Annotated in this window: 16 protein-coding genes; 4 read left to right on the forward strand and 12 right to left on the reverse strand. The window is 74.0% G+C overall.

The genetic code is table 11. From position 1 onward, the window contains the following. Nucleotides 1-78: 78 nt before the first annotated feature. Nucleotides 79-1,035, reverse strand: a complete 957-nt coding sequence (locus tag IG64_RS25130) for an aldo/keto reductase (RefSeq protein ID WP_037860140.1) — start codon at nt 1,033-1,035, stop codon at nt 79-81. Nucleotides 1,036-1,162: 127 nt separating this feature from the next. After that, nucleotides 1,163-2,590, reverse strand: a complete 1,428-nt coding sequence (gene argH / locus IG64_RS25135; RefSeq protein ID WP_037860142.1) for an argininosuccinate lyase — start codon at nt 2,588-2,590, stop codon at nt 1,163-1,165. A gap of 287 nt (nt 2,591-2,877) precedes the next feature. Between argH and IG64_RS25140 the strand changes: the two genes are divergently transcribed. After that, on the forward strand, nt 2,878-3,465 hold the full coding sequence (locus IG64_RS25140; RefSeq protein WP_037860149.1) for a pyridoxamine 5'-phosphate oxidase family protein: 588 nt from the start codon (nt 2,878-2,880) through the stop codon (nt 3,463-3,465). A 54-nt stretch (nt 3,466-3,519) separates the two neighbouring features. On the opposite strand, the gene IG64_RS25145 is transcribed toward IG64_RS25140, so the two are convergent. Further along, entirely contained in the window at nt 3,520-5,199 is a 1,680-nt protein-coding gene (locus IG64_RS25145; RefSeq protein ID WP_234438604.1) for a sensor histidine kinase, read from the reverse strand. Beyond that, the gene (locus tag IG64_RS25150) at nt 5,196-5,942 is read right to left on the reverse strand and encodes a response regulator transcription factor (RefSeq protein WP_037860152.1); all 747 of its coding nucleotides are present in this window, start codon (nt 5,940-5,942) and stop codon (nt 5,196-5,198) included. The genes IG64_RS25145 and IG64_RS25150 overlap by 4 nt, the downstream gene beginning before the upstream one ends. 151 nt (nt 5,943-6,093) lie before the next feature. On the opposite strand from IG64_RS25150, the gene IG64_RS25155 reads away from it, so the two are divergent. The 3 genes from IG64_RS25155 to IG64_RS25165 are packed head-to-tail and all read left to right on the forward strand — an operon-like array spanning nt 6,094 to nt 8,723. Then, nucleotides 6,094-7,446, forward strand: a complete 1,353-nt coding sequence (locus tag IG64_RS25155) for a ferric reductase-like transmembrane domain-containing protein (protein WP_037860153.1) — start codon at nt 6,094-6,096, stop codon at nt 7,444-7,446. 7 nt (nt 7,447-7,453) lie between these two features. Continuing rightward, a complete protein-coding gene (locus tag IG64_RS25160; RefSeq protein ID WP_037860154.1) occupies nt 7,454-7,945 on the forward strand; it encodes an FMN-binding protein in 492 nt (163 codons plus the stop codon). 40 nt (nt 7,946-7,985) lie between these two features. Further along, nucleotides 7,986-8,723, forward strand: a complete 738-nt coding sequence (locus tag IG64_RS25165) for an FAD:protein FMN transferase (protein WP_037860267.1) — start codon at nt 7,986-7,988, stop codon at nt 8,721-8,723. 158 nt (nt 8,724-8,881) lie between these two features. Here IG64_RS25165 and IG64_RS25170 read toward each other — a convergent pair whose 3' ends face one another. The 8 genes from IG64_RS25170 to IG64_RS25205 are packed head-to-tail and all read right to left on the reverse strand — an operon-like array spanning nt 8,882 to nt 18,103. After that, nucleotides 8,882-9,433 (reverse strand): arginine repressor, encoded by a 552-nt coding sequence (locus IG64_RS25170; RefSeq protein ID WP_037860155.1) that lies wholly within the window; start codon nt 9,431-9,433, stop codon nt 8,882-8,884. Between the two features lie 20 nt (nt 9,434-9,453). Continuing rightward, a complete protein-coding gene (locus IG64_RS25175) occupies nt 9,454-10,638 on the reverse strand; it encodes an acetylornithine transaminase (protein WP_037860156.1) in 1,185 nt (394 codons plus the stop codon). Then, nucleotides 10,635-11,546: an acetylglutamate kinase gene (gene argB, locus IG64_RS25180; protein WP_037860157.1), complete on the reverse strand. Its 912-nt coding sequence runs from the start codon at nt 11,544-11,546 to the stop codon at nt 10,635-10,637. The genes IG64_RS25175 and argB overlap by 4 nt, the downstream gene beginning before the upstream one ends. Continuing rightward, nucleotides 11,543-12,694: a bifunctional glutamate N-acetyltransferase/amino-acid acetyltransferase ArgJ gene (gene argJ, locus IG64_RS25185; RefSeq protein WP_037860158.1), complete on the reverse strand. Its 1,152-nt coding sequence runs from the start codon at nt 12,692-12,694 to the stop codon at nt 11,543-11,545. Before argJ ends, argB begins: the two co-directional genes overlap by 4 nt. Next, nucleotides 12,691-13,719, reverse strand: a complete 1,029-nt coding sequence (argC, locus tag IG64_RS25190) for an N-acetyl-gamma-glutamyl-phosphate reductase (protein WP_037860161.1) — start codon at nt 13,717-13,719, stop codon at nt 12,691-12,693. The genes argJ and argC overlap by 4 nt, the downstream gene beginning before the upstream one ends. Before the next feature lie 54 nt (nt 13,720-13,773). Then, nucleotides 13,774-14,160, reverse strand: coding sequence for a GtrA family protein (locus IG64_RS25195; protein ID WP_037860163.1), 387 nt, complete (start codon nt 14,158-14,160; stop codon nt 13,774-13,776). Continuing rightward, the gene (locus tag IG64_RS25200) at nt 14,160-15,110 is read right to left on the reverse strand and encodes a glycosyltransferase family 2 protein (protein ID WP_037860164.1); all 951 of its coding nucleotides are present in this window, start codon (nt 15,108-15,110) and stop codon (nt 14,160-14,162) included. Before IG64_RS25200 ends, IG64_RS25195 begins: the two co-directional genes overlap by 1 nt. Nucleotides 15,111-15,133: 23 nt before the next feature. Next, the gene (locus IG64_RS25205) at nt 15,134-18,103 is read right to left on the reverse strand and encodes a YfhO family protein (protein WP_037860166.1); all 2,970 of its coding nucleotides are present in this window, start codon (nt 18,101-18,103) and stop codon (nt 15,134-15,136) included. Nucleotides 18,104-18,440 lie beyond the last annotated feature (337 nt).

The following is an 18,440-nucleotide window of genomic DNA, read 5'->3' on the forward strand; positions in this document are numbered from 1 at the left end:
GCATACGCGTCTCAGAGGCCCGCCGCGCGCGGGAGCGCGGCGGGCCGGAGGGAGAGACGGGTGCGGGGGCGGCGGGGCTCAGTGCCAGGGCAGGCGGGCGCGCCCGTCCCAGTAGGCGCGCGGCTCCTCGGCCAGGGCGTCGAGGCGGGCCGCCTGCTCCTCGTCGAGGTCCACGGCCGGGGCGCGCAGGTTGGAGGCGAGCTGGTCGAGGGTGGCCGCGCCGGAGAGGACGACGCCCGCCCACGGGCGGCGCAGGACCAGGGCGAGGGCCACCGCGTCGCAGCCGTAGCCGGTCTGCCGGGCCACCTCCCGCAGTGCCTCGGGTGCCTGCGGGCCGGCCAGCCGCCCGTTGGCCATGCCCTCCTTGACGATCACGGTGAGCCCGGCGTCATGGGCCTCGGCGAGGGCGGGTCCGGCGGAGGTCTCCAGGGCGTTGTACGTCGACTGGACCGTACGGAAGAGGGGCTCGCCGTCGACGGTCACGGCCAGGGCGGCCCGGATCGCGTCGGCCTGGGCGGGGCCGCTGGTGGAGAAGCCGACGGTCGTGCCGGACGCGGCGGCCTCGGCGAGGCGGGCGTGCAGTTCCTTGTCGGTCAGGGCCGGGCTGTCCGGGGTCACCGAGTGGATCTGGTAGAGGCCGATGCGGTCGCCGAGCAGTGCGGCGCTCTCCGCGCGCTGCCGCTCGTAGGTGGCGAGGCTGTGGTCCTTGACCTCGTGCCGCTCGGCGTCGGTGCGCCAGTCGGCCGTGTAGGTGTACCCCCACTTGCTGCCGACCACCACGTCGCCGGTCTGCGGCCGGGCGCGCAGCCAGTCGGCGAGGAACTCCTCGGAGCGGCCGTAGGAGCGGGCGGCGTCGACGTAGCGCACGCCCTGGGCGTAGGCCGCGTCCAGGAGTTCGTGGGTACGGGCGCGCAGGGCGTCGACGGAGCGGTCGGCGCCGAGGTCGCGGTCACGGCCGAGGTTGATGTACCCGGGGCGCCCGACGGCGGCGAGGCCGAGGCCGAGGTGACGGGTGGGGGTGGTGGCTGCGGCCATGGGGGTACCTCCCTGCTCGAGCGGAGCCGAGAGCCCGTGGGGAGCGCGAAGGGCATCGCGGGCTCCGTTCCGGTCGGCTCCGTGCTGCGACCAACCTACCCGCGACGCCCCACGCGTCACTCACCCGCTACTTCCCGGCGTTCGCCCATGCGTGCTGGGCGGCCAGGTCGGCCTTGACCTCGGCGAGCTGGACGGCGACCGCACTGGGGGCGGTGCCGCCGCGCCCGCTGCGGGAGGCGAGGGCGCCGGGCACGTTGAGCACCGTGCGCACCTCGGGCGTCAGGTGGGCGGAGATCTTCGCGAACTGCTCGTCGGTCAGTTCGTCCAGCTCCTTGCCCTCGGCCTCGGCGGCCTTGACGCACTCGCCGGCCACCTCGTGCGCCACCCGGAACGGCACACCCTGCTTGACCAGCCACTCGGCGACGTCGGTGGCCAGGGAGAAGCCGGCCGGCGCCAGTTCCTCCATGCGCTCGCGGTGGACGGTGAGGGTGGCCATCATGCCGGTGAAGGCGGGCAGCAGGAGTTCGAGCTGGTCGCAGGAGTCGAAGACCGGCTCCTTGTCCTCCTGGAGGTCGCGGTTGTACGCCAGGGGCAGGGCCTTCAGCGTGGCCATCAGGCCCGTCAGGTTGCCGATGAGGCGGCCGGACTTGCCGCGCGCCAGCTCGGCGATGTCCGGGTTCTTCTTCTGCGGCATGATCGACGAGCCGGTGGAGAAGGCGTCGTGCAGCGTCACGAAGGAGAACTCCTTCGTGTTCCAGATGATGATCTCCTCGGCGATGCGGGAGACGTTGACGCCGATCATCGCGGTGATGAAGACGAACTCGGCGACGAAGTCGCGCGAGGCGGTGCCGTCGATGGAGTTGCCGACGCTGCCGCGCTCGAAGCCCAGGTCGCGGGCGACCGCCTCCGGGTCGAGGCCCAGCGAGGAGCCCGCGAGGGCGCCCGAGCCGTAGGGCGACACGGCGGTCCGCTCGTCCCACTGGCGCAGCCGTTCGGCGTCCCGGGACAGGGCCTGCACGTGCGCGAGGACGTGGTGGGCGAAGAGGACCGGCTGGGCGTGCTGGAGGTGGGTGCGGCCGGGCATCGCCACGTCCGGGTGCGCCTCGGCGAGGGCGACCAGCGCGTCCTGGAGGTCGGCGATCAGACCGCCGATGATCCGGGCGTGGTCGCGCAGGTACATGCGGAAGAGGGTGGCGACCTGGTCGTTGCGGGACCGGCCGGCGCGCAGCTTGCCGCCCAGGTCGGGGCCGACGCGCTCCAGCAGGCCGCGCTCCAGGGCGGTGTGGACGTCCTCGTCGGCGAGGGTGCCGGTGAAGGAGCCGTCCGCCACGTCGGCCTCGAGCCGGTCGAGTCCGGCGATCATGCGGGTCAGCTCGTCCTCGCTGAGCAGACCGGCCGTGTGCAGCACGCGCGCGTGGGCACGCGATCCGGCGATGTCGTAGGGCGCGAGCCGCCAGTCGAAGTGGACGGACGCGGACAGTTTCGCCAGGGCCTCGGCGGGTCCGTCGGCGAAACGGCCGCCCCAGAGCCGTACGTCACCGCTGTTGCTGCTCACTCGCTCAGCTCCTAGGGAGGTGTGGGTGTACGAACCGTACTCGTGCCGGGTCCGCGCCGGGCCGTGCCGTGCCCGCGGCACGCGCCGCACGGCGGGCTGGCATGCATGAGTATGCAGAAGTCTGCATGGATCGTCAATCGAGCCGCGATCCGTCGCCGCGTCCCGGCCCAGGGACGCGGCGCCCGGGCCGGCGACGGCCGTCCGGTCCGGGGCGCACTGCCGGACCGAGCGCGCCGGAGCCGCAATTCCTTAGACAGGCGAACGAGTTGCGCGGATAATCGGTGGACATGGGAAAGACCTATGAGCGCATAGACGGCAGGCTCCGTACCTTCATCGAGGAGCAGCCCCTCTTCTTCACCGCGACCGCGCCGCTCTCCGGCGAGGGCACGGTCAACCTCTCCCCCAAGGGGCTCAAGGGCTGCTTCGCGGTGCTCGACGAGCACACCGTGGCCTACCTGGATTTCGCCGGGTCGACCGCGGAGACCATCGCGCACCTGCGGGAGAACGGCCGCATCACCCTCATGTGGTGCGCCTTCCAGGGCCCGCCCAACATCGTCCGCGTCCACGGCCGGGGCGAACCCGTCTTCCGCGACGATCCGCGGTTCCCCGAACTGCTCGCCCGGTTCCCCGACATCGACCCGGCGGCGCACGGGCTGCGCGCGGTCGTGGTCGTGCACGCCTCGCTGATCCGCGACACCTGCGGCTACGCGGTGCCCTTCATGGCGTACGAGGAGGACCGCGACCTGCACGGCAGGCGCTTCGCCCGGGAGGACGACGCCTCGCTGAGCGAGTACTTCACCAAGAAGGAGCACGTCGCGACCAGTCTGGACGGGCTGCCGGGGCTGCCGCTGCCCCTGCCGCCGTCCCCGGTCTGAGCCGCCCCGACGGCAGGTCACCCGGCGACACCGTCCCGTCCGGCCGTGCGCGGGTCACCCGGAGACACCGTCCGGTCCGGCCGTGCGCGGGGCGTCCGCGGCGCCTTTTCCTTCGGCCGTGCGCCGGTCGTCCGCAGGGCCGTCCTCGCCGGCGGGCAGCCGCACCGTGAACGCCGTCGAGCCCGGGCGGCTCTCCAGGCCCACCGTACCGCCGTGCGCCTCGGTCACCGCGGCCACGATCGACAGACCCAGGCCCGCCCCGGCACCGCCGGAACTGCCCGCGCGGCGGCGGTCGGCGCGGGTGAAACGTTCGAAGACGCCCGGCCGGACCTCGTCGGGGACGCCGGGACCGTCGTCGTGGACGCGCAGGACCACGCCGGTGCCGCCGGCCTCGCGGACCACCTCCAGGGAGACCGTCGCCTTCGTCCCCGCGGGGGTGTGCAGCCGCGCGTTGGCCAGCAGGTTGGCCAGCACCTGGTGGAGCCGGTGGGCGTCGCCGGTCACCGTCACCGGGTCTTCGGGCAGCTCCAGCGCCCAGTGGTGGCCCGGCCCCGCCGCCCGCGCGTCCGTCACCGCGTCCAGGACCAGGCGGGTCAGGTCGACCGGACGGCGCTCCAGGGGGCGGCCGGCGTCCAGGCGGGCCAGCAGCAGCATCTCGTCGACCAGTTCGCCCATCCGCGCGGACTCGGCGGCGATGCGCTCCAGGGCGCGGGTGACCTCGGGCGGCACCGGCCCCGGGTGGAGCAGCGCCAGCTCCGCGTGGCCGCGCACCGAGGCGACCGGGGTGCGCAGCTCGTGGCTGGCGTCGGCGGCGAAGCCGCGCAGCCGTTCCTCGCTCGCGTGCCGCTTGGTCAGCGCGTCCTCGACGTGGTGCAGCATGCGGTCGAAGGCGGCCCAGACCCGGCCCACCTCGCTGCGCGGATCGACGTCGCCGGTGCGCGCCGGCAGTGCCACCTCGCCGCTGGCCAGCCGGAGTTCGCTGACGCGGGTGGCGGTGGCCGCCACCCGGCTGAGCGGCCGCAGCGACCAGCGCACCCACAGGGCGCCCGCGACGCCCGTGACGGCGAGCCCGAGTCCGAAGACGCCCCCGGCGACCAGTTCCAGCCGGTGGACCGCGGCCCGCACCGGCTCCATGGGCAGACCGGTGACCAGGACGTCACCGTCGCGTCCCGGGCAGGCCGCCAGCCGGTAGTCGCCGAGCGCCGACAGGTGCGCCGTGTGGCCGGTGCGGTCCGCGGGGAGGGCCGCCAGGGCGGTGCGGTCGGCGGCGGTGAGGGTGACGTCGAAGCCCGGATGGGAGCGGGAGGGGACCACGGCCGCGTTGGTGATCCGGCCGGCGACGAGCCGGGCGCCGAAGGTCGCGGCGGCCTGGCGGCGGGTGTCGCCGTGCTCGTCGCCGTCGTGGTCCGACGGCTTGACGGCCCCCTCGGCCCCGGCCCCGTAGGCGCCCTCGGCCGCCCCGGTGCCCTTGGACCCCTTGGCCACCTTCGACCCCTCGGGCCCGTAGGTCCCGTGCTCCAGGCTCTCGGCGAAACCCGCGCCGGTCTGCCGCAGCTGCTCGTCGAGCCGGCCGGTGAGGAAGCCGTCCAGTTCCAGCACCGCCGCCACCCCGACGGCCGCGCAGCTCACCGCGAGCAGCACGACGAGGCCGGCGGTCAGCCGGGCCCGCAGCGTCCGCGGCCACGGCAGCCGCCGTGCCGGCCCGGAGGCGGCGGCCCGCGCGCGGGCGCTCACGGCGCCGGCTTCAGGACGTACCCGGCCCCGCGCACCGTGTGGATCATCGGATCGCGGCCCGCGTCCACCTTCTTTCGCAGGTAGGAGATGTACAGCTCGACCACGTGGGCCTGCCCGCCGAAGTCGTAGGACCACACCCGGTCGAGGATCTGCGGCTTGCTGAGCACCCGGCGCGGGTTGTGCATCAGGAGGCGGAGCAGTTCGTACTCGGTCGGGGACAGCTCGATCAGTTCCCCGGCCCGGGTGACCTCGCGGGCGTCCTCGTCCATGACCAGGTCGCCCACGGTCAGCCGCGGGCCGTCCGCCTGCTGCCGTGCCATGCCGGCCCGGCGCAGCAGCCCGCGCAGCCGCGCCACCACCTCCTCCAGGCTGAACGGTTTGGTGACGTAGTCGTCGCCGCCCGCGGTGATGCCCGCGACGCGGTCCTCCACCGCGTCCCGGGCGGTGAGGAAGAGCACGCAGACGTCCGGCCGCACGGCGCGCAGTTCCCGCAGCACCGAGAAGCCGTCGGTGTCCGGGAGCATCACGTCGAGCACCACGGCGTCCGGCCGCAGGGCGCGGGCACCGGCCACCGCGGCGGCTCCGTCCCCGGCCCCGCGCACCTCCCAGCCCTGGTAGCGCAGGGCTCCGCAGAGCACCTCGGCGAGATCCGGGTCGTCGTCGACGACGAGGACGCGGACGGGGGAGCCGTCGGGCCGGGTGAGCGCGGGGAGGCCGGAGGCGGCCGGGCGGGGTGTGTCCATGGCCCTTCCAGCATCGCCGACCGTCCGCGCGGGCGGGACGGCGGGCGCCTCTGAGTTCTCTGTGAAGGGCCGGCACGGGCCCCGTTTCAGAGCCTCCTCAGAGGTTCGGCCCGCACAGTGGCGTCCAGGACAGGTGAAAGGACGGACGGGCATGACCACGGTGTACGAACGGCGGGCGGCACCGCCCGTGCCGCCGGTCCCCCGGCGCTCACCGGTGGGCGCCGTGTCCGTGCTGCTGTGGGCCGGGGCCGCCGCGGTGCTCGCCCTGTGGTGGTCGGACACGGCCTCCGTCGTGGGCGCGGCGGGCTGGCTGACCGGCGCCGGACGGATCACGGGGCTGCTGTGCGGCTACTCGTGCGCGGTGCTCGTCGGGCTGATGGCCCGGGTGCCGCTGCTGGAACGCGGCGTCGGTTCGGACCGGGTGGCCCGCTGGCACGCGCGGGCGGGCCGGTACACGGTGTGCCTGCTGGCCGCGCACGTCGTGCTCATCCTGGCCGGGTACGCCGCCCAGGACCGCGACTCGGTGCTGCACGAGGCGGTCACCGTGGTCCTGGACTACCCCGACATGCTGATGGCCACCGCGGGCACGGTGATCCTCTTCGCCGCCGGTGTCACCTCGGCGCGTGCGGTGCGCCGCCGGACCAGCCACGAGTTCTGGTACTACACGCACCTGCTCACCTACGCCGCCGTCTTCCTCGCCTTCTGGCACCAGCTCGCGCTGGGCGAGCAGTTCAACGGCAGGGCCGCCGCCACCGCCGCCTGGTACACGCTGTACGGGGGCGTGAGCGCGCTGGTGCTGTGGTTCCGCGTGCTGGTCCCGGTACGGCTCAACCTGCGGCACCGGATGCGGGTCGAGTCGGTGCACCGGGAGGCGCCCGGCGTGTACTCGGTGGTCGTCCGGGGCCGGAACCTGGACGAACTCGGCGCCCGGCCCGGCCAGTTCTTCCGCTGGCGGTTCCTGGCCGAGGGCATGGCCCGGACGTCGACGCCCTACTCCCTGTCCGCGCCGCCCCGCCCCGGCCTGCTGCGCATCACCGTCAAGGCGCTCGGCGACCACAGCGCGGCCGTGCCGCTGCTGCGGCCGGGCACCCGGGTGTGGGCGGAGGGCCCGTACGGGTCGCTGACCGCCGAGCGGCAGACCTCGCCCCGGTCGCTGCTGATCGCGGCCGGGGTCGGCATCACCCCGCTGCGGGCGCTGTTCGAGACGCTGCCCGGCGAGGTCACCCTGCTGTACCGGGCCCGTACCGCCGGGGACCTGGCCCTGGGCGCCGAGCTGGAGGCCGTCGCGCGCTGGCGCGGCGCCCGGGTGCTCTACGCGCTCAACGACGCGGAGGGCCGGCGCCCCGCCCTCACCGCCGCGGCGCTGCGCGAGGCCGTCCCCGGCCTGTCCGGGCACGACGTGTACCTGTGCGGTCCGCACGCCTTCGCCCAGGACGTGTACGCGGCGCTGCGGGCCGCCGGGGTGCCGGACCGGCGCATCCACCACGAGTCGTTCGAACTGTGAGGCACCCGTGCACCCGTTGAGGAAGAACCGTCCGCTGCGCCGGATCGTGCTGGCGAGCGCCGCGACCGTCTCCGGTCTCGTGATGCTGCTGTCCCTCAAGCCGCACACGCCCGCGACGATCGTCGCGGCGCCCGCACCGGCGCAGGCGTCGGCGCCCGCCGCGTCGGGCGGCAGCGATGCCGCCGGCGGATCCCCCGGCGGGGCCACGGACGGGTCCACCGGCACCAGGACCGTCACCGGTGACAGCGTGCAGACCCGCTGGGGTCCCGTCCAGGTGCGGATCACGGTCGGCGGCGGCCGGATCACGGAGGTGACCGCGGTCGCCTACCCCACGGACAACCCCCGTGACCAGGAGATCAACAGCTACGCCCTGCCCGCCCTGCGCAGGGAGGCGCTGACCGCGCAGAGCGCGGAGATCGACTCGGTCTCCGGGGCCACGTACACCAGTGACGGCTACCGGCGCTCGCTCCAGTCCGCGCTGGACCGGGCCCGTGGCTGAGGGCGCGGCCCGGGCCGTCGTGCGGCACGCCGAGGAGGTCATGGGCACGGTCTTCTCCTTCGACGTCCGCGGCGGGGAGAGCGGCGCGGTGCGGGCGGCGCTGGCCGCGGCGGTGGCCTCGCTGCACCGGGTCGACGAGCGGTTCAGCACCTACCGCGCGGACAGCCAGGTCTCCCGGCTGGCGCGCGGCGAGATCACCGAGCGGGAGTGCGCTTACGAGGTCGCCGAGGTGCTCGCGCTGGGCGCCGAGGCGGAGCGGGTCAGCGAGGGCTGGTTCAGCCTGCGCCACGGGGGGTCCCTCGACCCGACGGGCATCGTCAAGGGCTGGGCGGCCGAGCGGGCGGCGCGGCGGATCGCGGCGGCGGGAGCGGACGCGGTCAGCGTGAACGGCGGCGGGGACGTGCAGGTGCTGGGCGCCCCCGGACCGCGCCGGCCGTGGCGGGTCGGCGTGTCGGATCCGTCGTGTCCGGGGGCCCTGGCCGCGGTGGTCTCGTCGGCCGGGAGGGCGGGGCTGGCCGTGGCCACCTCCGGCACGGCCGAGCGCGGCGCCCACATCACCGATCCGCGCACGGGCAGGCCCGCGGTGACCGACCTGGTGGCGGTCACGGTGGTGGCCCCCGAGCTGACCTGGGCGGACTGCTGGGCCACGGCCGCGTTCGCGAGGGGTTCGCGGGCGGGACTCGCCTGGCTGGAGTCGCTCCCCGGTGTGGAGGCGCTGATGATCACGGCGGACGGTACGGCACGGTCCACGAGCGGCCTGGCAGCCCACCTGGACTGACCGGATCCGCGCCCGCGCCCCACCCCGGCCGATCGAGCCTGCCGCCCCCGCCTCGCCCCGGCCGGCCGAGCCTGCCGGCCCGCCCCAGCCGGCCGGGCCCGGGGTCGCGGCGCCCGCCCGTCGGCGGGACGGCCGCGGCCGAGCCGGTGGGGTGCGGGTCAGTGCCCGTTCTGCGCCAGTCTCAGCAGGTGGTCGGCGAGGGCCTGGCCGCCGCTCGGGTCCCGGCTGATCAGGAGCAGGGTGTCGTCGCCGGCGATGGTGCCGAGGATGTCGTGCAGTTCGGCCTGGTCGATGGCCGAGGCCAGGAACTGCGCGGCACCCGGCGGGGTGCGCAGCACCACGAGGTTCGCCGACGCCTCCGCCGAGATCAGCAGCTCCTGCGAGAGCCGCCGCATCCGCTCCTCCTTGGCGGACTCGCCCAGCGGTGCGCGGGGCGTGCGGAAGCCGCCCTCGCTGGGGACCGCGTAGATGAGGTCGCCCTCGTTGTTGCGGATCTTGACGGCGTTCAGCTCGTCGAGGTCGCGGGAGAGCGTCGCCTGGGTGACGCTCAGCCCGTCGTCCGCCAGCAGCTTGGCCAACTGGCTCTGCGAGCGCACCGGTTGCCGGTTGAGGATGTCCACGATCCTGCGGTGGCGTGCGGTGCGGGTCTGCGGCAGGGCGGGCCCGGCGGCTGAGCCGTCACTGTGCTCGTGGTCCTGTGCCTGACTCATCGTCGTCCCATTTCTGCGGATCATCCCTCCCCGTCGGCCCCGTCCAGGACGCCCGGCAGTGCCCCGAGGAACGCGTCCACGTCGTCGTCGCCGAGGTTCAGCGGCGGCATCAGCCGGACGACGTCGGGAGCGGGCGCGTTCACGAGGAAGCCGGCCTCCTGGGCCGCCTGTTGCACCTGTGGCGCGTGCGGCCCGGTGAGCACGATACCCAGGAGCAGCCCCGCGCCCCGGACGTGGTCGACCAGCGGGTGGCCCAGGGCCTCGATCCCCTCGCGCAGCCGTTCACCCTGCCGTTTGACGTTCTCCAGCAGCCCCTCGCCCGCGATGGTGTCCAGGACCGCGAGTCCGGCGGCGCAGGCGACCGGGTTGCCGCCGAAGGTGGTGCCGTGCTGCCCGGGCCCGAGCAGGTCGGCGGCGCGGCCGAACGCGACCGTCGCACCCAGCGGAAGTCCGCCGCCGAGGCCCTTGGCGAGGGTGACGACGTCGGGCAGGACGCCGTCGTGGGCCTGGTACTCGAACCAGTGCCCGGTGCGGCCGATGCCGGTCTGCACCTCGTCCAGGACGAGCAGCGCGCCGGTCGCGGCGGTGATCGCGCGGGCCGCCTTCAGATAGCCGGCCGGCGGTACGACGACGCCGTTCTCGCCCTGGATCGGCTCGATGACGACCAGGGCGGTGTCCTCGGTGACGGCGGCGGCCAGCGCTTGCGCGTCGCCGTACGGCACGTGCGTGACGTCGCCGGGCAGCGGGCGGAAGGGCTCCTGCTTGCCGGGCTGGCCGGTCAGGGCCAGGGCGCCCATGGTGCGGCCGTGGAAGCCGCCCTGCGTGGCGACCATGTGGGTGCGCCCGGTGAGCCGTCCGATCTTGAAGGCGCCCTCGTTGGCCTCGGCGCCGGAGTTGCAGAAGAACACCCTGCCGTCGCGGCCGAAGTGCTGGAGCAGCCGTTCGGCGAGGGCGACCGGCGGTTCGGCGACGAACAGGTTGGAGACGTGGCCCAGGGAGGCGATCTGCCGGCTGACGGCCTCGACGACCGCCGGGTGGGCGTGGCCGAGGGCGTTGACCGCGATGCCGCCGACGAAGTCGAGGTACTGCTTGCCGTCGGCGTCCCAGAGCCTCGTGCCCTCGCCGCGGACCAGGGGCAGGCGCGGTGTGCCGTAGTTGTTCATCAGCGCGCCCTGCCACCGGGCGGTCAGCTCCGCGTTGCTCACGACTCCCCCTCTTCGTCCGGCACGACCATCGTGCCGATGCCTTCGTCGGTGAAGATCTCCAGCAGGATCGAGTGCTGGACCCGGCCGTCGATGACGCGGGCGGTGTTCACCCCGCCGCGCACGGCGTGCAGGCAGCCCTGCATCTTCGGCACCATGCCCGAGGACAGGTCCGGCAGCAGCTTCTCCAGCTGGCTCGCGGTGAGGCGGCTGATCACCTCGTCGGAGTTCGGCCAGTCCTCGTAGAGGCCTTCGACGTCGGTGAGGACCATGAGGGTCTCGGCGCCCAGTGCCGCAGCGAGTGCCGCAGCCGCCGTATCAGCATTGACGTTGTAGACATGCCCCTTGTCACTGTCGTCCTGGGAGCGGGCGATCGAGGAGACGACCGGGATGCGGCCGTCGGCGAGCAGGGCCTCGATCGCGCCGGTGTCGATCGCGGTGATCTCGCCGACGCGCCCGATGTCGACCGGCTCGCCGTCGATCTCGGGGGTGTGCCTGATGGCGGTGATGGTGTGCGCGTCCTCGCCGGTGAGGCCGACGGCGAACGGGCCGTGCTGGTTGAGCAGCCCGACCAGTTCGCGCTGCACCTGCCCGGCCAGCACCATCCGTACGACGTCCATGGCCTCCTCGGTGGTGACGCGCAGGCCCGCCTTGAACTCGCTGACGATGCCGTGCTTGTCGAGGGCGGCGCTGATCTGCGGGCCGCCGCCGTGCACGACGACCGGTTTGAGTCCGGCGTGCCGCAGGAAGACGACGTCCTGGGCGAAGGCGGCCTTCAGTTCCTCGTCGACCATGGCGTTGCCGCCGAACTTGATGACGACGGTCCTGCCGTGGTGGCGGGTGAGCCAGGGCAGGGCCTCGATGAGGATCTTGGCCTTGGGCAGTGCCGTGTGTTTCCGCGTCGTGGTCATGAGGAGTACGCGCTGTTCTCGTGGACGTAGTCGGCGGTGAGGTCGTTGGTCCAGATCGTGGCGGTCTCGGAGCCGGCGGCGAGGTCGGCGACGATGTGCACCTCGCGGTAGCGCATGTCGACCTTCTCGCGGTCCTCGCCGACCGAGCCGTTCTTGCAGACCCAGACGCCGTTGATGGCGACGTTCAGCCGGTCCGGCTCGAAGGCGGCCCCGGTGGTCCCGATCGCGGACAGGACGCGGCCCCAGTTGGGGTCCTCGCCGTGGATGGCGCACTTGAGGAGGTTGTTGCGGGCGATGGAGCGGCCCACCTCGACGGCGTCGGCCTCGGTCGCCGCGCCCACCACCTCGACCTGGATGTCCTTGCTGGCGCCCTCGGCGTCCCCGATGAGCTGGCGGCCGAGGTCGGCGCAGACCTGCCGTACGGCCTCGGCGAACTCCTCCCGGCCGGGCGTCACCCCGGAGGCACCCGAGGCGAGCAGCAGCACGGTGTCGTTGGTGGACATGCAGCCGTCGGAGTCGACGCGGTCGAAGGTGACCCTGGTGGCCGCGCGCAGCGCCTCGTCCAGGGCGTCGGCCTCCAGGTCGGCGTCCGTGGTGAGGACGACGAGCATGGTGGCCAGGCCCGGGGCGAGCATGCCCGCCCCCTTGGCCATGCCGCCGACGGTCCAGCCGTCCCCGGTGACGACCGAGGTCTTGTGGACGGTGTCGGTGGTCTTGATGGCGATGGCGGCCTTCTCCCCGCCGTGCTCGCTCAGGGCCGCCGCGGCCGTCTCGACGCCCGGCAGCAGCTTGTCCATCGGCAGCAGCACGCCGATCAGGCCGGTGGAGCAGACGGCGACCTCGACGGCGCCGACCCCGAGCACCTCGGCGGCCTTCTCGGCGGTGGCGTGGGTGTCCTGGAAGCCCTTGGGGCCGGTGCAGGCGTTGGCGCCGCCGGAGTTGAGGACGACGGCGGAGACCCGGCCGGTCTTCAGGACCTGCTCGGACCACTGCACCGGGGCGGCCTTGACGCGATTGGAGGTGAAGACGCCCGCGGCGGCGCGGCGGGGCCCGGTGTTGACCACGAGGGCCAGGTCGGGGTTGCCGTTCTCCTTGATCCCGGCGGCGATGCCCGCCGCCTGGAATCCCTTGGCTGCCGTGACGCTCACGGTGCGACTCCGATCGTCGTAAGCCCGGTGGTCTCGTCGAGTCCGAGGGCGATGTTCATGCTCTGCACGGCACCGCCCGCGGTGCCCTTGGTCAGGTTGTCGATGGCGCTGATCACGATGACGCGGTGCGCGGCGGGGTCGTACGCCACCTGGAGCTGGACGGCGTTGGAGCCGTACACGGCGGCGGTGGCGGGCCACTGCCCCTCGGGCAGCAGGTGGACGAAGGGCTCGTCGGCGTACGCCTTCTCGTAGGCGGCACGGACGGCCTCGGCGCCGACACCCGCGCGGGCCCTGGCGCTGCAGGTGGCGAGGATGCCGCGGGGCATCGGGGCGAGGGTGGGCGTGAAGGAGACGGTGACCGGCTCGCCCGCCGCCGCGCGGAGGTTCTGCATCATCTCGGGGGTGTGCCGGTGGCCGCCGCCGACGCCGTACGGGGACATGGAGCCCATGACCTCGGAGCCCAGCAGGTGCGGCTTGGCCGCCTTGCCCGCGCCGGAGGTGCCGGAGGCGGCGACGACGACCGCCTCGTTCTCGACGAGCGCGGCCGCGTAGGCGGGGACCAGGGCGAGGGAGACGGCGGTCGGGTAGCAACCGGGCACCGCGATGCGCCTGGCCCCCTCCAGCGCGGCGCGGCCACCCGGAAGTTCGGGCAGGCCGTAGGGCCAGGTGCCGGCGTGCGGGGAGCCGTAGAACCGCTCCCAGTCGGCCGGGTCCTTCAGCCGGAAGTCGGCGCCCATGTCGATGACGAGGACATCGGGGCCGAGCTGCTCGGCGACGGCCGCGGACTGGCCGTGCGGCAGCGCGAGGAAGACGACGTCGTGCCCGGCGAGCACCTCGGGCGTGGTCTCGGCGAGCACCCGGCCGGCCAGCGGCAGCAGGTGCGGCTGGAGCGCGCCGAGCCGCTGACCGGCGTTGGAGTTGCCGGTCAGGGCACCGATCTCGACCTCGGGGTGCGCCAGCAGCAGACGCAGCGCCTCTCCGCCCGCGTATCCGCTGGCACCGGCGATCGCCACACGTACAGCCATGAGCCCTCCTCCTCGATGGCATGACTATACGTATGGATGCACGTTTATGCAATCCTAGGCGAGGTCCGCCTTGGGCAGCATGATCCAGCGGGAGACGACGAAGGTCACCGGGATCGCCGCCGCGGACGCGAGCAGCGGCGCGAACCGGCTCCCCGCGTGCAGCACGTCGACGATGAGGTAGACACCCGCCGTGGTGATCAGGAAATTGGCCGCGTTCGTCAGCGGGAACAGCAGGAATTTCCGCCAGGTCGGCCGGGTCCGGTAGGTGAAACGCGCGTTCAGGAAGAAAGAGCCGATCATGCTGAGGAAGAAGGCGAGCACATGCGCGAGGAGATACGGCAAACGCGTGAGGAACAACAGGTAAAGAACGTAGTACGTCGCCGTATTGAGAACGCCGACCACGGCGAAGGTGACGATCTGCCTCGTCATCGGGTTACGCATCAGGGAATGAGATCCTTCGTTCGCTCCACATTGCTCTCCTTCACCAGGAAGTGCGGGCGTCCCTTCACCTCGTAGTAGATCCGGCCGGTGTACTCCCCGATGACACCGAGCATGACCATCTGCACGCCGGCGAGCGCGGTGACGGCCGTGATGATCGTGACATAGCCGGGGGTCTGCACGCCGTTGACGAGCGCGGCCCCCACGATCCACGCCGTGTACACCCCGGCGCACAGCAGCAGCCACATGCCCAGGTGGAGTGCGGCGCGCAGCGGCCGGTTGTTGAACGAGAGCAGTCCGTCGAGACCGTAGTTCAGCAGGGACTTCAGGGTCCAGGAGCTGCTGCCGTGCTCGCGGACGGCGTTCTCGTACTCGAAGGTGGTGGTGGGGAAGCCCACCCAGGCGAACAGGCCCTTGGAGAAGCGGTTGTACTCGGTCAGCCCCAGCACCGCGTCGACCACCCGCCGCGACAGCAGCCGGAAGTCGCCCACGCCGTCCTTGAGTTCCACGTCGACCAGACGGTTGACGAGGCGGTAGTACAGGCGGGCGGTGAGGGTGCGGGTGAGGCGGTCGCCATTGCGGCTGCGGCGGGCCAGCACCTGGTCGTAGCCCTGGTCGCGCAGCTCGACCATGCGCCGGATCAGCTCCGGCGGGTGCTGGAGATCGGCGTCCATGACGACCACGGAGTCCCCCGAGGCGTGGCGCAGGCCGGCGAGCAGGGCGGCCTCCTTGCCGAAGTTGCGGCTGAAGGAAACGTAGCGCACCCGCGCGTCGGCGGCGGCCAGTGACTGGAGCAGCGTGAGCGTCCGGTCGCGGCTGCCGTCGTCGACGTACACGAACTCCATGTCGTGGCCGAGCGGCAGCAGGTCCTCGGCGACCTTCTGGACGGCTTCGTGGAAGCGTTCGACGACGTCTTCCTCGTTGTAGCAGGGGGCGACGATCGAGATGAGCATGGTTCTCTCCCCGGGGGGCGCGGTCAGAGAGCGCTGGGCGTGCGCTCGCGCGGGCGTGTGGGTGTGCGGTGCGGGGCGGGACGGTCGGCGGCCCGCCGGCGGCGGACGGCGCCGAGGACGCCGAGCAGGGCCAGGACCAGGAGCGAGGCACCGCCCGCGGCGGTGCCCAGGCGCAGGCCCGGCGGGTGGAAGGTGCAGGTGACGCCGGTCGCGGAGCCGTCCAGGGGGACGGCGATCAGGCCGTAGTACTGCTCGGCCGGGGTCTCGGGACCGCCGCCCGCCGCACACCGCCAGCCGGCGATCCGGGGCGCGGCGACGACGGCGGTGCCGGTGCTGCCGGCCGGGAGGCGGGCGTGCAGCGTGCCGTCCGAGACGGTCACCTCGCTCGCGCCGGTGGCCTTGAGGTGCTCGACGGCGGTGTGCAGCCGGGCGGTGTCCAGGCAGCCGACGGCGCCGTCCGGGACGGTCCCGGCCCTGGTCGGGGCCAGCTCGATCCGCAGCAGCCCGGAGGCCGGGACCCGGCCGAGCCGCTGCATGGCGGCGATCTTGGCGGCGTCGGAGGTGAACCGCCCGGTCGGACCGTAGGCGGCGCCGCCCGCTCCGGTGCCGCCCGCTCCGGTGCCGCCCGCCGGGGTGGCGGTCAGGCGGGCGGTGCCGGAGAAGTGCGGCGCCCACAGGTAGACCTCGCTGCCGGCCGGGCACCGGGCGGTGATCGACGGCTTGCGCGCGGGGCCCTGCCCGGCGGTGCGGCGGGCGGTGCCGATGCGCAGGCCGGGACGGGCCGCGTCGCCGTCGCGCTCCGGCCGCTCCCCGCCCCAGGTGCGCACGGTGAGGGACGGCACGGTGTAGACGCGGGCCCCGAGCACCAGCTCCTGGTTGCGGTACGGCGACGGACCGAGGGCGGAGACGCCGGCCGTGCCGGGCGCGGCGGCGCCGTACGGGCGTACGGTCACCAGCGCGGGCACGTCCTGGCGGGACACGGTCAGCGGACTGCGGTCGCGCGGGTTCCAGTGCTGGTGCTGGTCCGGCGGGGAGTGCACGCGGGCGCCCACGGAGAAGATCGCGTCCGTGACGGCGTTGTCCAGGCTCTGCACGTTCCGGCCGCGGGAGGTCCAGCCGTCGCCAAGGGCGGTGAGCATGCGGCTGAGGACGTCGGCGGTGAGGCTGCTGTAGTACTGGGCGCCCTGGCCGCCCACCATCATCGGGTCGTTGCCCACGGTCTGCTCACGGCCCGGGTCGGTGCGGTAGCGGGGCCAGTCCTCGGCCCTCGCTATGGCGTCCGCCTGCCGCTGCTGCCGGCCTCCCCAGGGCGCGTAGTCGTCCAGGTGGGCCAGCCGCAGCCGGGTCGCGACGGCGGAGGTGGCGGTGGCCTCGCCCAGCTGGGCCCCGACGAGCAGCAGGGCCGCAAGACCGAGCAGACCGGCACGGCGCCGTCCGGCGGCGGCGGGCCGAGGGCGCGGGACACCTGCCGGGTGCGCGCCGGCGGTCGGCGGGCTCGAGGCGTCGGGGGACGGCCGTGCGTCGCCGGCGGCGGGCCGCGCGTCCTCGTCCGCCGGCCGGACCGGTTCCCCGGGGGCGGCCACGGGCACCGCGTCCCCTGCCGGCTCCCCGGCCCCCCTCGTCTCCCCGCGCTCCGCGCGGCCGAGGAGGAGCAGGCCGCCGACGGCGGCCGCGGCGGCCAGGAGCAGCACCGGCCAGGCGAAGGAGCGCACCAGGCCGCTGCCGCTCGCGGCGGCGGCGATCACGGCGAGCAGGGCGCCCGCCGCGCCGAGCGCGCGCGGGCCCGGGGTGCCGTACGAGAGGGCGTACCAGGCGGCGGTCACCAGCAGCGCGCACAGCACGAAGGCCTGGCGGTACGGGCTGCCGTTCGGGGTGGCGAAGGCGTGCCAGGCCAGGTGGGTGGGCGTCCACTGCAGGGACAGCGTCACGGCGGCCACCAGCAGGGGCCATCCGGCGCGCACCCGCTTCGGGGCTCCCCGGTGGAAGGGCAGCGCGAGGGCGAGCAGCAGGGCCGTGGTGCCCACGAAGAGGGCGGGGCTGCCGAAGCCGTAGGTGGTGGGCAGCAGGCGGGCCAGCAGGTCCTCGGTGGGCACCGGCGTGAAGTGCGTGACCCGGCCCGGATAGGCGTGCTTGGTACCGAGGTAGATCACCGTCACCAGCGGTGCGGCCAGTCCCACGCCGAGGACGACGGTGACCGTGGCCCGCCCGGCGGCGGCCAGGGCGCGCCGGCGCGGCAGGCGGCCCAGCCAGAGCCGCAGCAGCAGCACCAGTGCGGCACCGAGCGTGGCCATGTAGGCGGTGTAGAAGTTGGCGGTCCAGGCGAGCGCCACGATCACCACACCCAGCAGCGGGCGCCGTCCGGTGAGCGCCCATTCGCCGACGAGGCACAGCAGGGGCAGCGCGACGAGGCCGTCCAGCCACATGGGGTTGTACGAGGCGTCCGCGAGGGACCATCCGCACAGGGCGTAGGCGGAGCCGAGCAGTCCCGCCGCCCACCAGCGGCCGGGGCGCAGGCGCAGCAGCAGCCAGGCCATGGCGGCGCCGGCCGACGCGGTCTTCAGTACGGTCACGGCGTAGACCGCGAGGTCGATCTCGTCCCGCGGGAAGAGGGCGACCAGCAGGGCGAAGGGGCTGCTGAGGTAGGTCCCGAGGTCGGGCAGGAAGCTGGATCCGTAGCCGGACTGCCAGTTGACGAGGAGGCCGCCGTCGGCGCGCCCGTGGAGCAGGTCCCACAGGTGGGCGTGGAAGGGCACGTACTGGTTGCCCAGGTCGTTGACGCTGCGGGTGCGGGGGCCGAAGGGGTAGCTGCCGGCCACGGCGTCGGCGGCGCAGAAGGCGGTGGCGGTGAGCAGCGCGGCCAGCAGGGCGGCCGACTGCCCCGGCCGCCGCCACCAGGGCGGGGCGGGCGGGCCGCCGTCCGGGGCGCCGGCGCCCCCGTCCGCTCGTCGCCGCGCGGCTCCGAAAACGGTCCTCGGCAGGCTTGGGCGATCCATTCTCGGCAGGCTCCCAGGGAATTCGGGACGTACGGCGTCTCGTCGGGGGGAGGGGAGATCACTCCCCGCGCGTTGCTGATTCGCCGGCCTGGACGGCCGGAGTTCCCGTTGGCCGTTGCCGTCGCCCAGAATTGGTGCCGCGAATTCGAATGCGCAGCAGTATTCTCCGGCACCCTGTTTCCGTCAGGGAAACTCGAACCGTCGCGTAAATGATCCGGCGGTTAATTGAATTGCCGCCGGGTGTCGGGGCGGTGACGCCACGGCCCACGGAGGGGCGGGCCGCGGCCCACGGGGTGGCTCACGCGGCGGCTCACGGGGGTGGCGTGCGGCTCGCAGG

The organism is Streptomyces sp. NRRL S-340 (assembly GCF_000720185.1).
Classification (GTDB): Bacteria; Actinomycetota; Actinomycetes; order Streptomycetales; family Streptomycetaceae; genus Streptomyces.